The sequence below is a fragment of the Methanobrevibacter sp. genome, assembly GCF_015062935.1.
Taxonomy (GTDB): domain Archaea; phylum Methanobacteriota; class Methanobacteria; order Methanobacteriales; family Methanobacteriaceae; genus Methanocatella.
Genome location: NZ_SUTM01000004.1, coordinates 141,601 through 157,741 on the forward strand (window position 1 = coordinate 141,601; position 16,141 = coordinate 157,741).

17 protein-coding genes are annotated in these 16,141 nt (G+C 35.0%); 16 read left to right on the forward strand and 1 reads right to left on the reverse strand.

Going from position 1 to position 16,141, the window contains the following annotated elements:
* The first annotated feature begins 2 nt into the window (after positions 1-2).
* Complete coding sequence (uvrC, locus tag E7Z81_RS02900) at positions 3-1,754, forward strand: excinuclease ABC subunit UvrC (protein WP_292743988.1); 1,752 nt, start codon at positions 3-5, stop codon at positions 1,752-1,754.
* Between the two features lie 99 nt (positions 1,755-1,853).
* The gene (locus E7Z81_RS02905; protein WP_292743992.1) at positions 1,854-2,384 is read left to right on the forward strand and encodes a zinc ribbon domain-containing protein; all 531 of its coding nucleotides are present in this window, start codon (positions 1,854-1,856) and stop codon (positions 2,382-2,384) included.
* Here the strand turns inward: E7Z81_RS02905 and E7Z81_RS02910 are convergent.
* The gene (locus E7Z81_RS02910; RefSeq protein WP_292743995.1) at positions 2,381-2,674 is read right to left on the reverse strand and encodes a hypothetical protein; all 294 of its coding nucleotides are present in this window, start codon (positions 2,672-2,674) and stop codon (positions 2,381-2,383) included. The genes E7Z81_RS02905 and E7Z81_RS02910 overlap by 4 nt on opposite strands.
* 83 nt (positions 2,675-2,757) lie before the next feature.
* On the opposite strand from E7Z81_RS02910, the gene E7Z81_RS02915 reads away from it, so the two are divergent.
* The 14 genes from E7Z81_RS02915 (at position 2,758) to E7Z81_RS02980 (ending at position 15,979) form a co-directional block, all read left to right on the forward strand.
* A complete protein-coding gene (locus E7Z81_RS02915; RefSeq protein ID WP_292743998.1) occupies positions 2,758-4,461 on the forward strand; it encodes an ATP-binding cassette domain-containing protein in 1,704 nt (567 codons plus the stop codon).
* A 2-nt stretch (positions 4,462-4,463) separates the two neighbouring features.
* Positions 4,464-4,889 (forward strand): universal stress protein, encoded by a 426-nt coding sequence (locus E7Z81_RS02920; RefSeq protein ID WP_292744001.1) that lies wholly within the window; start codon positions 4,464-4,466, stop codon positions 4,887-4,889.
* Between the two features lie 120 nt (positions 4,890-5,009).
* On the forward strand, positions 5,010-5,177 hold the full coding sequence (locus E7Z81_RS02925) for a 4Fe-4S binding protein (protein WP_292744004.1): 168 nt from the start codon (positions 5,010-5,012) through the stop codon (positions 5,175-5,177).
* Positions 5,178-5,181: 4 nt separating this feature from the next.
* Positions 5,182-6,360, forward strand: a complete 1,179-nt coding sequence (locus E7Z81_RS02930) for an NAD(P)/FAD-dependent oxidoreductase (RefSeq protein WP_292744007.1) — start codon at positions 5,182-5,184, stop codon at positions 6,358-6,360.
* An 8-nt stretch (positions 6,361-6,368) separates the two neighbouring features.
* On the forward strand, positions 6,369-7,337 hold the full coding sequence (gene galE, locus E7Z81_RS02935) for a UDP-glucose 4-epimerase GalE (protein WP_292744011.1): 969 nt from the start codon (positions 6,369-6,371) through the stop codon (positions 7,335-7,337).
* 9 nt (positions 7,338-7,346) lie between these two features.
* Positions 7,347-8,243, forward strand: coding sequence for a hypothetical protein (locus E7Z81_RS02940; protein ID WP_292744014.1), 897 nt, complete (start codon positions 7,347-7,349; stop codon positions 8,241-8,243).
* A gap of 64 nt (positions 8,244-8,307) precedes the next feature.
* Positions 8,308-9,729, forward strand: coding sequence for an amidophosphoribosyltransferase (purF, locus tag E7Z81_RS02945; protein ID WP_292744016.1), 1,422 nt, complete (start codon positions 8,308-8,310; stop codon positions 9,727-9,729).
* A 9-nt stretch (positions 9,730-9,738) separates the two neighbouring features.
* On the forward strand, positions 9,739-10,977 hold the full coding sequence (locus E7Z81_RS02950; protein WP_292744018.1) for a peptidase U32 family protein: 1,239 nt from the start codon (positions 9,739-9,741) through the stop codon (positions 10,975-10,977).
* Positions 10,978-11,277: 300 nt separating this feature from the next.
* Entirely contained in the window at positions 11,278-12,069 is a 792-nt protein-coding gene (locus tag E7Z81_RS02955; protein ID WP_292744021.1) for an alpha/beta fold hydrolase, read from the forward strand.
* A gap of 91 nt (positions 12,070-12,160) precedes the next feature.
* A complete protein-coding gene (cfbC, locus tag E7Z81_RS02960) occupies positions 12,161-12,955 on the forward strand; it encodes a Ni-sirohydrochlorin a,c-diamide reductive cyclase ATP-dependent reductase subunit (RefSeq protein WP_292744024.1) in 795 nt (264 codons plus the stop codon).
* Between the two features lie 2 nt (positions 12,956-12,957).
* On the forward strand, positions 12,958-13,437 hold the full coding sequence (locus E7Z81_RS02965) for a methylated-DNA--[protein]-cysteine S-methyltransferase (RefSeq protein ID WP_292744027.1): 480 nt from the start codon (positions 12,958-12,960) through the stop codon (positions 13,435-13,437).
* Between the two features lie 71 nt (positions 13,438-13,508).
* Positions 13,509-14,312, forward strand: coding sequence for a hypothetical protein (locus E7Z81_RS02970; RefSeq protein WP_292744029.1), 804 nt, complete (start codon positions 13,509-13,511; stop codon positions 14,310-14,312).
* 41 nt (positions 14,313-14,353) lie between these two features.
* The gene (locus E7Z81_RS02975; RefSeq protein ID WP_292744032.1) at positions 14,354-14,767 is read left to right on the forward strand and encodes a PadR family transcriptional regulator; all 414 of its coding nucleotides are present in this window, start codon (positions 14,354-14,356) and stop codon (positions 14,765-14,767) included.
* Between the two features lie 36 nt (positions 14,768-14,803).
* Positions 14,804-15,979 carry an MFS transporter gene (locus E7Z81_RS02980; RefSeq protein ID WP_292744035.1) on the forward strand — a complete coding sequence of 392 codons (1,176 nt, stop codon included), beginning with the start codon at positions 14,804-14,806 and terminating at the stop codon, positions 15,977-15,979.
* The last annotated feature ends 162 nt before the right edge of the window (positions 15,980-16,141 follow it).

Sequence of the window (16,141 nt, forward strand, 5' to 3'; positions counted from 1 at the left end):
TCATGTCTACAAAAGTTAAATCTCCTGATAATTTGCCGAATAAGCCAGGTGTCTATATAATGAGGGATAACACAGACACCATAATTTACATCGGAAAGGCAAAAAACCTTATAAAAAGGGTTAAATCTTATTTCAGGGAAAAGCTGGACAGGCCAAAAACCCAAATACTGATGAGCCATTTCGACAGTCTGGAATATATTGTCACCAATTCCGAAAAGGAGGCTCTGATTTTAGAGGCAACTTTAATCAAAAAGCATCGCCCTAGATATAACGTTCAGCTTAAGGATGATAAGAGATATCCATATGTAAAAATCACAGATGAGAAGTTTCCTCGTCTTGTCATTACAAGAAACGTTACCAAAAACGGCATTTATTACGGTCCGTTTACTGATGTGGGTTCTGTAAAGCAGACTGTAAAATTTTTAAAGTCCTTATTTAAGATTAGAACCTGTAGAAATATGCATGGGCCTTGTCTGAATTCCCAGATTGATTTGTGTTATGCTCCATGTGACGGAAAGATTTCAGAAAAGGAGTATGCTGAAATAATCAATAAGATTGACTTGTTTTTCCAGGGCAAATACTCAACAATAGTCAGGAACCTCAAAAAGGAAATGATGGATGCTGCAGGCAAGGAGGAATATGAAAAAGCCGCTGTTATAAGAGATCAGATAGCTTCAATTGAAGAGATTATGGAAAAGCAGTTTGTTGATCTCGTTGATGATGATTTGGACCAGGACGTTATAGCTATCGCACCGGGTGAAAATGAAGTGGTTGTAATAATCATGCCTATCAGAAACGGCAAGATTGTCGGGCGAGATGACTTTTTGATGAGCGCTTCACAATATGATTCATCATCCGAAATCATGTTTGCATTTATTCAACAGTATTACGGATATAACCGTCACGTTCCAAAACAGATTCTCTTGGATGAGGATATTGATGAAAAGGAACTGCTGGAAGAGTGGCTAAGTGATTTAAGGGGAAACAAAGTTCACATTAAAGTTCCTCAGAAAGGTGTCAAGTTGCGTCTTGTAAAGATGGCTCGTAAGAATGCGGAAATAATCAAGCATCAAAAGAAAAAGATGGAATCAGCTTTAATTGAGCTTAAAAAATATCTGAAGCTTGAAAAGTTGCCGCGCGTTATTGAAGGTTATGATATAAGTAACATTTCAGGCAAGTTTGCGGTGGGCTCCAAGGTGTCCTTTAAGGACGGCAAGCCCAACAAAAAAATGTATAAACATTTCAAAATGGAAACTCCCGGACCGAACGATTTTGCAATGATGGAGGAATTGCTGACCCGCAGGTTAAAAATGATTGACAGAGACCCCGAACCTGACCTTATAGTGATTGATGGAGGTAAGGGACAGCTTGGTATGGCATGCGGAGTTTTGGATAAGTTAAATCTGACTCATATTCCCATAATTGGTCTTGCTAAGGAATTTGAAGAGATATTTATTCCTAATTCAAGCCGTCCGATTATAATTCCTAAAAATAACAAGGCATTGCATTTGCTTCAGCAGGTGAGGGATGAATCACACCGCTTTGCAATTACCTATCATAGAAAACTGCGCAGCAAGAATATCTCGGCCTCTTCACTGGACGATATCGCTGGAATTGGTAAAAAAAGAAAGATGATTCTTTTAAAAGAATTTGAAACAATCGATAACATTAAAAAGGCATCAATTGGGGAATTATCTAAAATAGAGGGTATGAATCAAAAAACGGCTGAAAATGTCTATAATTATTATCACTAATTCCTTATTAAGTTTTAGAAAAAAATACTAATTTTCCATTAACTTTAAATATAAGTATTTTTAAAAAGTTTCATAACTAAAAGTAAAGGAATTAAATTTATGGTTAAATGTCCAAGATGCGGTTATGAAAATGCAACCTCATCTACATATTGTCATAATTGCCACTACCTCCTGTCAGACAAGAAAATGAAAAATACTGGTCGGCATCGGGGTTGGAGCATAGGCATTGCGAAAAAAATTGTAATTGTTTTGGGAATAATTATCATTGCTTTTTTATTATTTTCATTTGCTTATAATAATTCTCAACCTTCTAGTAATGAAGCATTAAATATAGTTAGTGACGATGGAAGCCAACATCAGTCTTCTTCTTATCCATTCAAAGCTGTTATTAAATATAATGGTAATTGGTATGCCAAAATGGGTGATCCTAATTACCTTATCGAAAAAACAGGTACAGGAACAAGTTCATATACTCTGGATTGTGCAGCATGGGATGATGTGGAAATAAGTGCTGAGAAATATGGCGGTGAAGGTGAACTAACAATCCAGCTTTTAAGAAATGGTAAAGTTGTAGCTGAAAATTCAACTACAGACGGTTATGGTGATGTATCAATTAAATATGACAGTTAAATCTGATTAACTTTCTGTTCAAGTAATTCCACTAGTTCATCAGTTTTATAGAGTCTGATTTCAGTTTCATCTTCTTTGAATATTCTTAAAAATTCGATTAAATCGTTACATATCTGGTCGTATTGAATGCTGTAGGTATTAAAGTTAGACAGTAGTCCGAATGCTTTCTGTTGGTCTAATTTAGGTTCATCCCTTAAAATACGTTCCATATTTGCAAAATGAGTTTCAATCATGATTTTTTCTTGTTTTAAATAATTTAAATATTCTTCAATTTTGTCATCGCTAGCCATTGTAATCACTTGTTTTAAAATATAATGATTAAAATATAAATAGTTTCATGAATATAATTGTATTATTATAAGGGGCATAAAGAATGATAAAAGTAGAAAATGTAAGTAAAGATTATGAATTGGATGATGGAACTAAAATAACCGCTTTAACAGATGTTAGTTTTGAAGTTGAAGAAGGAGAAATTCTGGGAATTATGGGAAAAAGCGGTTCAGGTAAAACAACACTGCTTAGAGCATTAAGGGGAGTTGAACACATTGACGCAGGAAAAATCACAGTTGGTGATGTCAGTGTGGATTCAGATTCTTCTCAATTTTATTATAATAATCTTAAAAAAGAAACAGCTATTCATCTTCAAAGGTCATTCGGCGTATGGCCAGATACCGTACGTGAAAATGTTTTAAGAAAATTATATGCTAGAAGATACTTTGATGAAGGAGATACAAACTTTGAAGTTGCAGAAAGTGAATTCGGTGAGGAAGCTGATGAACTTCTGGAACTTGTTTCATTGACCCATAAGGCGGATCATTATGCTTCTGTTTTAAGCGGAGGTGAAAAGCAAAGACTTATCATGGCTCGTCAGCTTGCAAAAAAACCGAAAGCTTTACTTCTTGATGAACCTGCTACTATGGCATGCCCTAAAACCAAACAGGAAATATTGGATGCTGTTAAAAAAATTAACAAGGAATTGAATATCACAGTCGTTCTGGTTTCACACTTGCCTGATGTGCAGAAATATCTGGCGGATAGAGTGATTTTACTTGAGGACGGCCAAATTGCTGATGAAGGAACTCCTGAAGAGATTTGTGACAAGTTCATGGCTGATATGGAACCTATAGTGGACATAGAAAATATATCAACTGATAAAGATTTGATTGACGTTAAGGATGTTTATAAAAGGTTCTATTTATTGACTGGAGGGGAAGTTCTCCAGATGAAGGACATTAACTTCAAAGTGCAGGACAAAAACATTTTAAGCATCATAGGTCCGAGTGGAGCGGGTAAAACTGTTCTTTTAAGGATGCTTGGAGGATTAGATTATCCCGATAAAGGTGACATCCTCTATTACTCCGAAGGTGAATGGAGAGACATTGAAATGCCTGGTTTGAGCCGTATGAAAATCCGTTCAAAGTTAGGTTTCATGCATCAGGAATTTGCATTAAGCCATTATGCTACAGTTTTAAACCAGCTGGCGGCAAGACTAGGATATAAAAATGCAAACGTTGTTAAGGAAGCTCAGGAAAGGGCAAAAAGAATAGGTGTCAGTGAAGAGCTTCTGGATTCATTCTATTTATTGACAGACCTTTCTGAAATGGAGGCCAAACATCGTCTTGAACAGATTGGTTTGGATGCCGATATTTTAAATGACCTATTCCCAAGATTTCCAGAAACCGCTACCAAGGAGGCTGTAGCAGACATTTTCGAAAGCCTTGACTTGGATTTGGATATATTGCACAGGCGTTCATATGAACTGTCCGGAGGTCAGAAGGTACGTGTAATGCTTGCTTTGATTCTGGTATCAAGGCCTAAGTTCCTGCTTTTAGATGAACCGTTCGGTGATTTGGATCCTGTTACATTAAGGGATGTGACAAACTCTCTTAAAAAGATTTCCCATGATTATGGCATTACAGTTGTAATGATTTCACATAACACTGACTTCATTAAAGAGCTGTCCAACAGAGCAATATTTATGGATGACGGAAAAATAATTGATGACAGTGAAAACATCGATGAAATTGTAGACAACTTCATTGATTTCTGCCATGCCGATTATCTTAAAGGGGAATAATCATGTTTAACGTGATTATGCTTCCTGTAGATGGTTCTGAATATGGTGATAAGGCGGCGGCTGTAGCTATTGATTTGGCAAAAAAATATTCCGCCAGAATTGCTGCTGTTCATGTCCTTGAAGAATTTTCATTTAACAGCTATGATTCCGAAGAGGATTCCGGTGATGAAATTTTGGCAAAAATCACTGAAAAGGCATCCGAAGTGGGTGTTGAAGTAACAGAACATCTGCTTACTGCAGACCCTTTAAGGGACATGAAATTCATTGTTGAGCAAACCCGCGCTGATTTGGTTGTTATCCATGCACATGGGGCAAACAATAACAGATTCGTATCATTTGAAGAAAACAATGTAAGTGATACACAGATAGGTTCTGTTTCTGAAAGACTTCTAAGAACATCTAATGTTCCAGTATTGTTGATAAAATAATACTGAAAAACTTATTTTTTTCTTATTTTGCTTATTTTTACTTATTTTTAACTAAACTTTTAAATATAATAAAAAACTTAGTATTCATAACATAAATTGTTTTATAAAAAGGAGATATTTATGATAGTGAAAGATTGGTGCTCATTCTGCGGAGAATGTGCTGGAGTATGTCCAAGAAATTTGATTCAAGTTAGGGAGTATTCATTAGTCTTTAACGATGATGACTGTAAAGATTGTGATACATGCATTAAAGCATGTCCAATTGATGCTTTAGAAAAAGAGGAATGATTATATGATTGAAACTGATGTAATAGTTGTTGGTTCAGGACCTGCAGGTTCCAGTGCAGCAAAACATGCTGCATTAGGCGGAGCAAAAGTTATTTTAATGGATAAGAAATCTGAAATAGGATCACCAAAAAGATGTGCTGAAGGAGTTTCAATTCAAGGACTTGAAAAATTAGGAATTGAACCGTCCCCTCGCTGGGTTACCCAGGAAATTCAGGGTGTAAGATTAGTAGCACCTGACAGTACTGACATCTGGTTAACCAAAGATGAAGTACAATTACCTGAAGCAGGTTACATTCTTGAAAGGAAAGTTTTCGATAAACATATGGCTATGGATGCAGCTAGAGCAGGTGCAGAAATCAAAATCAAGACTTTAGTAACCGGAATTGAAAAAATAGACAATGGTTACATTGTTGAAACAGAATGTATGGGCGAAAAAATAGATTACAAATGTAAAATCTTAATCGCCGCTGATGGTCCTGAAGGTCACGTTGCAAGATGGGCAGGATTAAGACCAGCTGCAAAAGCAAAAGAAATGGAATCCGGTGTACAATATGAAATGTGTAACGTGGAATTTGAAAGACCAGGAGTCATTGAATTCTACTTCGGATCTGTTGCACCTGGAGGATACGTCTGGATTTTCCCTAAAGGAGATGACATTGCAAACGTCGGTTTAGCTATTCTTCCTCACAAAGCTGAAAAAACCGCAAAAGAATACCTTGATGATTTCATTGCAAAATGTCCATATACCAAAAATGCCCAAGCTGTTGAATTGAACGTTGGTGGAGACCCTGTCGGCGGAATGACCAAAAAACTTTATGATGATAACATAATGGTTGTAGGAGACGCAGCAGGACAAGTTAACCCATTAACCGGTGGAGGAATCATTTCAGGTATGACCGGTGGAATGTGCGCAGGTCAGGTTGCTGCACAGGCTATCAAAGAGGACTGCTCTAAAAAATTCTTAAAACAGTACGATAAAATGGCTCATGAAGAATTGGACCATGAAATCAAAAGATACAAAAAAGTACAAGAATACCTTTTAACCTTATCTGATGAAGAACTTGACAGTATTGCTCATGCGTTTGAAAATGAAAGCTTTGAGAAAATTTCAACCACTGAAATTGTTAAAAAATTAATTAAAATATCTCCAAAAGCTTTACTTAAATTAGGTAAATTCGTATAGGTGTTCTAATGATTTTGGTTACTGGTGGAGCAGGTTATATTGGTTCCCATACCAATAAGGCATTGCATAATGCGGGATATGACACAGTTATAGTTGACAATCTCTGCAAAGGTTATGAAAATTTTGTCAAATGGGGAAATTTTGAAAACTATGACTTTGGTAAAGACAATATTAGAGAAGTTTTTGAAAAATATGACATAGATGGTGTTATTCACTTTGCTGCTTTTTCATCAGTAGCAGAATCAGTTGAATTTCCTCAAAAATATTTAAAAAATAATTACAAAAACACATTAAATCTCTTAAAAATAATGAGAGAATTTAATGTGGATAAATTTATTCTTTCATCTACAGCTGCTGTTTATGGAAATCCTGAACAGATTCCTATTACTGAAGATACAGAACTAAAACCAATCAATCCTTATGGGCATTCCAAATTCATCACTGAAAAGGCTCTTCAAAGAGAAGCTGATAAAGGTGATTTTAATTATGTATCTTTAAGGTACTTCAATGCCGCCGGAGCTGACTTTGATGGTGAGATAGGGGAACTGCATGATCCTGAAACTCATTTGATTCCTCTGGTTTTAGATGCGGCAATTGGAAAAAGGGACAGCATATCCATCTTCGGAAGCGATTACGACACTCCTGACGGAACTTGCATCCGTGATTATATTCACGTAAATGACCTGGCGGATGCACATATCAAGGCATATGAATATCTGTGCAATGAAAATGAGTCCAATATCTTCAATCTTGGAAATGGTCAGGGATATTCCGTCCGTGAAGTCATAGACATGTGCAAAAAGGTCACAAAATGTGATTTTGAAGTCAAGATGGATGAACGCCGTGAAGGAGATCCGGCAATTTTGATAGCGGATTCAACTAAAATCCACGAAAAATTAGGATGGACTCCTCAATACGATTTACAGCAGATTGTAGAGTCCGCTTGGAAATGGCATAAAAAAATGAATGTAATTTAGGTAATTTTCATGGAAAATGAAAATTTTGAATCAAAAATTGATGTTCGAATAATTGTTCAGGGTTTGGATATTGCTCAGCTGGTTTCAAAGGCTGTTAACAATATTCAGCTTGAACAGGATTACAATATTATTGTTTCATCTATAATTCCAACTACTGAATTGAGCATAGTCAAAAAAGTGGCTAGCGGTGCTGATATCTTGCTCATTGGCGGTTATGGTCATGATGAAACATATAATATTCTTTTCAATGAATTGAAAACTGATTTTAATCATGTTGGATTATTTGATTATAACAATATAATTATTGAAGATGAATCCATTGATTTCAGACTTGCTGAAAAGGAAATATTAAATTCAATAATTAAATCAACATTATCTTATTCTTTAAATTTAATTAACATCCACACTTTAGAAAATAAATTAATGAAAGTAACTCATAATTACAATAATTTACTCGATGATTATAATAAACTCATTAAGGAAAATGAGGTTTTATCCCAGGAGAATAACGAACTGAGGGAAGATATTGATGGGATTAAATCTGATTTTTCAGCATTCAAATTAAGATATGAGGATATTTATTCAAAAGAAATTTTAGAAATTTTTAATCTTGAAGAACTTTGGCAGGAAACTTTCAGACAGGATTTGGAGGATTATTCAAGAATTGTCATAGCTACAGACAAGTTCAGGCCTGAAAACATTATCGTAGGTCAAAACTACATTGCGGCTCAAAGCAAACCAAAAGCTGTTGAATGGCTGAATATTGTTAGAACCGCATTAATATTCGTAGATGATAATTCTGAAGATTTAAAAAAGGATTTAAATAATATTGAAGAAGAAAAAGTTCCAGAAGTTAGAGATTCATATGAGGATATTTCAAACAATTTTGAAAATTTCTGGGATTAAACATTATAATTTTATACTAGTTTTTAGATAACTATTATTATACTATTTTATAGGGAGTTTACAAATGCAAGGTGAGATGGAAGACAAATGCGGTATTGTTGGAATTCATTGTTCAGATAATTCTAAAAATGTTGCATCATTTGTTTATTATTGTTTGTATGCTTTACAGCACAGAGGTCAAGAATCAGCAGGAATTGCTACTTTTAATCCGGAAAATGGTTTAAATTTCTATTGCGGTATGGGTTTAATAACTGATGTATTTAAAGATGAAAAAATCCACAGTTTACAGGGCAGTATGGCAATAGGTCATGTAAGATACTCAACTACTGGTCAGTCAAAATTAGAAAATTCACAACCTTTTGTAACTGATTTTGGTGACGGATTTATTGCAATGGCTCATAACGGAGATATCGTTAATTCCGAAGAGTTAAAAAATGAACTCATTGATGAAGGATTCTATTTCAAGTCAGATAGTGATTCTGAAGTGATTTGTTATTTGCTTAAAAAAGAGCATTATGACAATGGTAAAAATGTTATTGAAGCTATTGAAGCTGTATGTAAGAGACTTGTAGGATCATATGCATTGACAATTTTGGTTGATGGTGAACTGTATGGAGTAAGAGACCCTATGGGAATCAAACCTCTTGCCGTTGCAAAAAGAGATGATGAATTCATTTTAGCATCAGAAACCGTTGCTTTTGATGTTATCAATGCACAATACATTAGAGATATTGTTCCTGGAGAAGTAGTTTACTTTAAAAATGATGAGATTAACTCCCACATGCTGGAAAGTGCTGGAAAATGCAAACTTTCACACTGTATGTTTGAATATGTTTACTTTGCAAGGCCTGACAGTACAATCGACGGAATCAATGTTTATCAAACAAGGATGAATATTGGACGTCAATTGCATAAGCTGTATCCAATCGATGCAGATGTTGTCATTCCTGTTCCGGATTCTTCCATTCCTGCAGCTATAGGTTATTCCAGAGCTTCCGGAATTCCGTATGGTGAAGGATTGATAAAAAATAGGTATGTTGGAAGAACATTCATCATGCCGACACAGGAAGAAAGGGAACTTGCCGTCAGACTCAAGTTAAATCCTATAAAGGAAGCCATCAAAGGCAAAAAAATTATTCTAATTGATGACAGTATTGTAAGAGGAACCACTTCAAAACAATTGCTCGACCTTGTAAAAGAAGCGGAACCTGCAGAAATTCACTTTTTAGTTGGATGCCCTCCTGTAGTTGCTCCATGTTACTATGGTGTTGCGATGGCAACCAAAAAGGAATTGATTGCTGCAAATTATTCTGTTGAGGAAATTCAGGAGCAATTGAACATTGACTCTTTAGGATACATTACATTACCTGCTTTGGTTGATGCAATTGGAATGGATAAGGACGACCTATGTTTAGGTTGTCTGAATGAAGATTATCCTACAGAAATTCCTGAAGGTCTTGAAGCTGAAACCTACTACAAGCCTTAAAAGATTCTTATGGTTGAATTATTAGCTCCTGCAGGAAATTTTATTTCCCTTCGCGCAGTCTTGGAAAATGGGGCAGATGCAGTTTACTTTGGCCTGGATGATTATAACATGAGGGCCAATGCTAAAAACTTTTCTTTAGATGATTTAAGTCAAGTGTCTAAAATTGCTGGCGAATATGGAGCTAAAACTTATTTATGTACAAATATTATTTTAAATGAACGTTTGGCAAGTGAACTTCAAAATAATCTTGAAGCTATTTCAGAAAGTGAAATAGACGGACTTATTTTATCTGACATTGGCTTAATTGAAGATACCGTTTCAAATGGCCTTGAAGCTCACGTAAGCGTTCAGGAAAATGTTACTAATTCTTATACATTAAAGACCCTTAAAAAATTGGGGGCGAAAAGAGCTATCCTTTCAAGGGAATTATCTCTTGATGAAATTACAGACATTACCAGAAAATCACCAATTGAAACTGAAATTTTTATTCACGGTGCAATTTGCATGGCAATTTCAGGAAGATGCTTTTTAAGTTATGGCCTGTATGGAAGAAGTGCAAATTGCGGTGATTGCTTGCAGCCTTGCCGTAAAAACTGGACATTGACATACGAGGAAGGTGATGACAATGTCATTAACTTTAGTGATGTTGATGAGGAGAAGTTCATTATTACAGGAAGTGATGATGGAAGCTATAGAACTAATTTTTTCTCTCCAAAAGACATGTGCATGATTGAATACATTCCCCAGTTAATGGAAAGTGGAGTTGCATCATTTAAGATTGAAGGAAGGGCAAGAAGTCCTGATTATGGTGCAATGGTAACTGGAATTTACCGCCAGGCCATTGACAATTATGAAAAGGATCCTCTGGGGTATGAAGTCAAGGATGAATGGATGGAAGAGCTTTCAAGTGTATTCAATCGTGGATTCGATACAAACTTTTATTTTTCAACACCTTTCGAGACAAGTGATGACAATCAGTCAAAATATATTAAAAAGGACATAGGGCAGGTGGTTAACTATTACAGTAAAGTAAATGCTGCCGAGTTGAGAATTTGGGACGATTTAAAAATTGGGGATAAGATTATTATCCAGGGAAAAACAACAGGTTCCATTACTCACACAATAGATTCCATGCAGATTGAAGGCTGTCCTGTGGATAATGTTGAAAAGGGTTGCAATGTAGCCATTGCTTTACCTTCAAAGGTCAGGCAAAACGATTTTGTATATAAGCTGATTGAAAGGGAATGACTATGTTAATCTGATATTTATTTTTGTATAATCTCATAGTAATATTGAAAAAAATTATATAGGTAATAAATTTTATAATATATTTAAAAAGGAGGTATTCTTATTTTTAGTCCAGACATTGTTTATGAGCATGATAATTTTGTCCTTGAAAGATTTGAATTTGAAAACGGAACAATACTTGAGGATGTTAATGTAGAGTATATTGCAAAAGGCATCCCCAAATATGATGATGAGGGCAAAATCACTAATGCTATTATTGTATGTCACAAGTATGATGGAAATGCCTCTTCACTTGATGATTTGTATGAATTTACCTGTGAAGGAGGTGTTTTTGATTTCCATAAGTATTTTATCATATCAATTTCCTCCTTGGGAACTCCCGGTTCATGCAGTCCTTCCACTACAGGTTTGAGATACAGATTTCCTAAATATTCATTCAAAGATAAGGTAAACTTCAAAAGGCAGGTCCTGAAAGAGAAGTTCAATATTGACCATGTTAAAGGTTTTTTTGGAACTGGAATGGGTGGTTATGAAGTATATATGTGGGCCTGCGAATATCCTGATGAGATGGATTTTATTATTCTTATGAACAGCTCCTATAAAACAAGCGGATATAGATATGCAGTTGCCAGGGGAATCGAAAGTATTATCGAAGCTACTGATGATTTTTACAAGGATGTTTATAATGATTCATTGTCAAGAACAATGGTTTCAATCAATAAGATGTTGTATTCCAATTATTTTTCAAAAAGGTCCTTTCAGAAAATGACCAATGATGAAATTGATGTTTTGATGGATGATCATGCTGAAGAAAAACTGTTCATGGATATCTATGACTTCAAGTTGCAGAACGATTCCATCCTTAATTATGATCTGGAAGATAAGTTATCAAATATCAAAGCAAAGACTTTAGTCATAGCTCCTAAGGATGATTTGTACTTTTCTAAAGAATTTGATATATTGCCTTTGAAGGATTTGATTGCTGATTGTGAAATACAAATTTTTGATTTGTCTGATGAGTATTATGAAGGAAACATTGATTTTGCTGAATTTAGCAATATTCTTTATGGATTCTTGAAGAATTTTGACTGAATTATTTTTTCATAGCGATTTTCTAAAAATATAATATTGATGTTGACAAATATATTTACATACTTCTTAATTGAAATTATGAGAGAATTTTATGATTAAAAAAATAGCTATTTATGGAAAAGGCGGTATTGGAAAAAGCACTACCGTCGCCAATTTGTCTGCCATATGGGGCAGTGATGATTTGAACTGTCTGGTGATAGGATGTGACCCGAAAGCGGACACTACACGTACGTTATATGGCTCTAGAATTCCAACCATAGTCAACACTATAAAAAACAATAAGAATTACACAAGAGATGATCTGGTTTTTAAAGGATTTAAAGATATTTTATGTGTTGAAAGCGGAGGACCGGAACCTGGTGTCGGCTGTGCTGGACGTGGTGTAATTGTAGCTATGAAAAGACTTGAAAAACTGGGCATTTTTGAAGAAGACCTTGATGTTGTCGTATATGATGTGCTGGGTGATGTTGTCTGCGGAGGTTTTTCAGTGCCGCTTCGTGAAAAATATGCTGATGAGGTTCTGATTGTTACTTCAGGAGAATACATGTCCCTTTATGCTGCAAACAATATTGTCCGTGGTGTGAAAAAACTTAAGGGTAACTTGAGTGGAATTGTATGCAACTGCAGAAACGTCGACAATGAAGAGCAGATGGTTTCAGACTTTGCAGAAAGGATAGGAACACATGTAATTGGCACAATCCATAGAAGCAATTTAATTCAGGATGCTGAATTAGATGCAAAAACTGTTGTGGAAAAATATCCTGAAAGTGATGAAGCACAGGAATACCGCAAGCTTGCTTCAAGCATTATGGCCAATGAAAGAATTGCCACTCCGGAACCTATGAGTGATGAGGAATTTGAAGAATTCTTCAGGTCTTATCTGTAAAGATGTATTACTCAACTAATTATTCATCGCCCATTGGCGAAATGTTAATTGCAAGTGACGGTGAAGCTATTTGCGGGACATGGTTTTTTGGCCAGAAACATTTTCCGTCATCTGAAAATCTGATTAGAAATGATAATCTGGCTGTTTTTGATGATGTTAAAAAATGGTTTGATGACTATTTCAATGGTCTGAATCCTGAAATTAATTTCAATCTAAATCCTAGAGGCACGGATTTCAGGCTGAAGGTCTGGAGGATATTGCGAGATATTCCTTATGGCAAAACAATGACATACGGTGAAATTGCTCAAAAGATATCTCCAACAATGTCTGCCCAGGCTGTAGGGGGAGCTGTAAGTCATAATCCGATTGCAGTTATAATACCATGCCACAGGGTTTTGGGAAGCAATGGGAAATTAACAGGTTATGCAGGTGGACTCAGGAGAAAAATTCAGTTGCTGAATCTTGAGCATGGGCAATTTTAATTTCATTGTAAAATTTAGAATAAATATTTAAATAGTTTTTTAAATAGACTCTTTTTAACGGAGGTTTAAAATTGAATTTTAAAAAAGGGGCACTGCTGATATTCATTTTTGTTAGTCTGCTAATATGCGTTGGTGCTGTTTCCGCAGAAAATTCCACTGACATTTCTGTTCAGGATCAGGTATCTGATGATGTAGCTCCTGTTGATGAAGTCCAAAACACTACTTCAGACAATCAGGTTCCAGCTGCTACAAAGCCGGCAGCTACAAAACAATCCAAATCAGTTAAAAAGATTGACACTGATGCTGATGCGGATGATGTTGTTGTAGATTACAAGAAAAATGCATATCTAAAAGTTAAAGTCAAAAATGACGATACTGAAAAACCAATAAAAAACCTTAAATTAAAAGTAAAAGTTTTTACAAAATCAAAAAGTAAAACATACATCATCAAAACAAATTCTAAGGGAATAGCCAAATTCAACACAAAAAGTTTAAAATTAGGCGATCATAAAGTGATTATTTCATCAGCTGACAGTAAATATAAAGTCAGTGAAAATGCCCATATTTTTGTTGGCAAGAAACACACTATAACCCTTAAACCAAATTCCTATAAAAAATTAAAAAATAAGGACGTATTGAGGGTTTATACTAGAAGCGATGATGATGAAAAGGAAATTAAAGTAGCTTTCAAAGGGGTTGCAAAAAAATCAAACATTATCAAGGTGGTTTTTTATCTGAAAAACAAATACACTGGCAAAATTGTCAAAAAGGTTGATTATTCTGATTTTGATAATGGAAAATGGAAATATCCTGATGAAGACTACTCACTTAGGTACACTGCCGTTAAGGTAAAGATTACCTATGTTACAGTTTAAATGGGAACAAAATTTTTCCCATTATATTTTTTTAGATTATTATGGTAACCAAACAAAATAATTATGCTGAATTTGTTAAAGACAATAAAATCCTCAAATCTGCTGTAAATGGATTATATAGGTTTTTGGTAATGTGGATTATCAAATATCATAAGTCTATCCATGGATATGCAATCATGAAGGAATTAGACAGGTTCTTTGAAAATCTGATTGATGAAGGGGTTATAAAAAAATCAAATCCCAGTAAGATATATCCTATTTTAGCACAGATGGAAGATTACGGATTGATCAGTTCTAGATTAAAGCCCCATAAAGATAAGGAAATAAAATTTTATCATATTACGGAAAAAGGAGAATTTTTCCTGAAGTACATTTTTGACAGATTCATTCTTCATGAAAAAAATGACCAATGGAAACTGATTTATGAGGATTTGTCCAATGATTATTCGCAATAGAAAGAATTTTTAATTATCATTCCCTAATTTTAAACAATGAACGTTAATGCTGATGAAAAAATATTTACAAAATCATTCTTTCTTGTTTTTATATCTCTGTTATGCACAGCCTTGGTGATGTATGTATTGATGTCGACTGTTACGGAATATGCGACATCAATGGGCTCATCAGCTACTGTTGCAGGTCTTGTATCTGGAATATATATTTTTGGCGGACTTTGCTCTAGAATCTATTCTGGCAATGCCCTTGAGCGAATCGGATGGAAGAAAACAGCATTAATATTTATGAGCATTCATTTTTTGTCCTGTCTTTTGTATTTCATTGTTCTTGATGTTAATGTTCTTCTGATTGTCAGATTCATTCATGGTATAGGATTTGGAGCATCAGCTAATGCAATAGTTACAATTGCTTCAGATGTCCTTCCAAAAAATCGTTTTGGTGAAGCCTTTGGCTATTTCATGATGGGAACCACATTGGCTGTTGGACTGGGGCCATTTATTGGAGGATTTCTCTATGATGCCGTTGGTTCATACGGATGTTTTTTAAGTGCAGCAATATTTTCAGCTGTTGCTTTAATAAGCATTTCTCTCGTTGATGTTTCAGCCAATGATCCTGCAAACAATCCTCAAATTAGGGCAGATGAGGAATACTCTGGTTTTGAAAAAATATTTGAAAGAGGTGCAATTCCTGTTTCACTTTTCACAGCACTGACAAGTCTTGGATATGTTTCCATCCTCTCATTTTACAGGTTATATGCTGCTGAAGTGAACTTAACATCAATCTTTTCATGGTTTTTCATTATATATTCTCTTGTTCTTATTCTCTCACGGCCGATTGCAGGCAGGATTCAGGATAGGGGTGGAGATATGATAATATGTGTAGTTGGAATTGTGGCACAGTCTGTTGGACTGTTTTTAATTGCTGTTTTTCCGTCAACATTAACCGTAATTGTCTGTGCAGTATGCGCTGCATTGGGTTTCGGAACTCTCAACTCTGCATGCACAACTATCGTCACAAGGAATGTTTCTCAAAATCGCAGGTCCTATGCTGTATCGACATTTTTCATATTCTGCGATGCTACAATGGGCTTTGGACCAGCACTTTTGGGATTATTCGCATCAAACGGATATGCGCCAGTATATCTGATTTCATCAATAATAACAGTTTTAGCTCTCCCTATATGTTTATTTGCCTTAAAAAGTTTTGAATAGTTAATATTTTTTCATGTTACATTGTTATATTTAAATTATATTCGGATAATATGCAATTTAATCGATGAAAAGCTCTATTTTTTTAAGGGAATTCCCCATAATTCTGTAATTAACTTTTTTTAATTATTTCATTAGATTATTGTTATTATGATGTTGGATTTT

Bases quoted from the DNA above. Each gene is read 5' to 3' on its own strand.
- uvrC (WP_292743988.1), top strand. From the start codon at position 3: ATGTCTACAAAAGTTAAATCTCCTGATAATTTGCCGAATAAGCCAGGT.
- E7Z81_RS02905 (WP_292743992.1), top strand. From the start codon at position 1,854: ATGGTTAAATGTCCAAGATGCGGTTATGAAAATGCAACCTCATCTACA.
- E7Z81_RS02910 (WP_292743995.1), bottom strand. From the start codon at position 2,674: ATGGCTAGCGATGACAAAATTGAAGAATATTTAAATTATTTAAAACAA.
- E7Z81_RS02915 (WP_292743998.1), top strand. From the start codon at position 2,758: ATGATAAAAGTAGAAAATGTAAGTAAAGATTATGAATTGGATGATGGA.
- E7Z81_RS02920 (WP_292744001.1), top strand. From the start codon at position 4,464: ATGTTTAACGTGATTATGCTTCCTGTAGATGGTTCTGAATATGGTGAT.
- E7Z81_RS02925 (WP_292744004.1), top strand. From the start codon at position 5,010: ATGATAGTGAAAGATTGGTGCTCATTCTGCGGAGAATGTGCTGGAGTA.
- E7Z81_RS02930 (WP_292744007.1), top strand. From the start codon at position 5,182: ATGATTGAAACTGATGTAATAGTTGTTGGTTCAGGACCTGCAGGTTCC.
- galE (WP_292744011.1), top strand. From the start codon at position 6,369: ATGATTTTGGTTACTGGTGGAGCAGGTTATATTGGTTCCCATACCAAT.
- E7Z81_RS02940 (WP_292744014.1), top strand. From the start codon at position 7,347: ATGGAAAATGAAAATTTTGAATCAAAAATTGATGTTCGAATAATTGTT.
- purF (WP_292744016.1), top strand. From the start codon at position 8,308: ATGCAAGGTGAGATGGAAGACAAATGCGGTATTGTTGGAATTCATTGT.
- E7Z81_RS02950 (WP_292744018.1), top strand. From the start codon at position 9,739: ATGGTTGAATTATTAGCTCCTGCAGGAAATTTTATTTCCCTTCGCGCA.
- cfbC (WP_292744024.1), top strand. From the start codon at position 12,161: ATGATTAAAAAAATAGCTATTTATGGAAAAGGCGGTATTGGAAAAAGC.
- E7Z81_RS02965 (WP_292744027.1), top strand. From the start codon at position 12,958: ATGTATTACTCAACTAATTATTCATCGCCCATTGGCGAAATGTTAATT.
- E7Z81_RS02975 (WP_292744032.1), top strand. From the start codon at position 14,354: ATGGTAACCAAACAAAATAATTATGCTGAATTTGTTAAAGACAATAAA.
- E7Z81_RS02980 (WP_292744035.1), top strand. From the start codon at position 14,804: ATGAACGTTAATGCTGATGAAAAAATATTTACAAAATCATTCTTTCTT.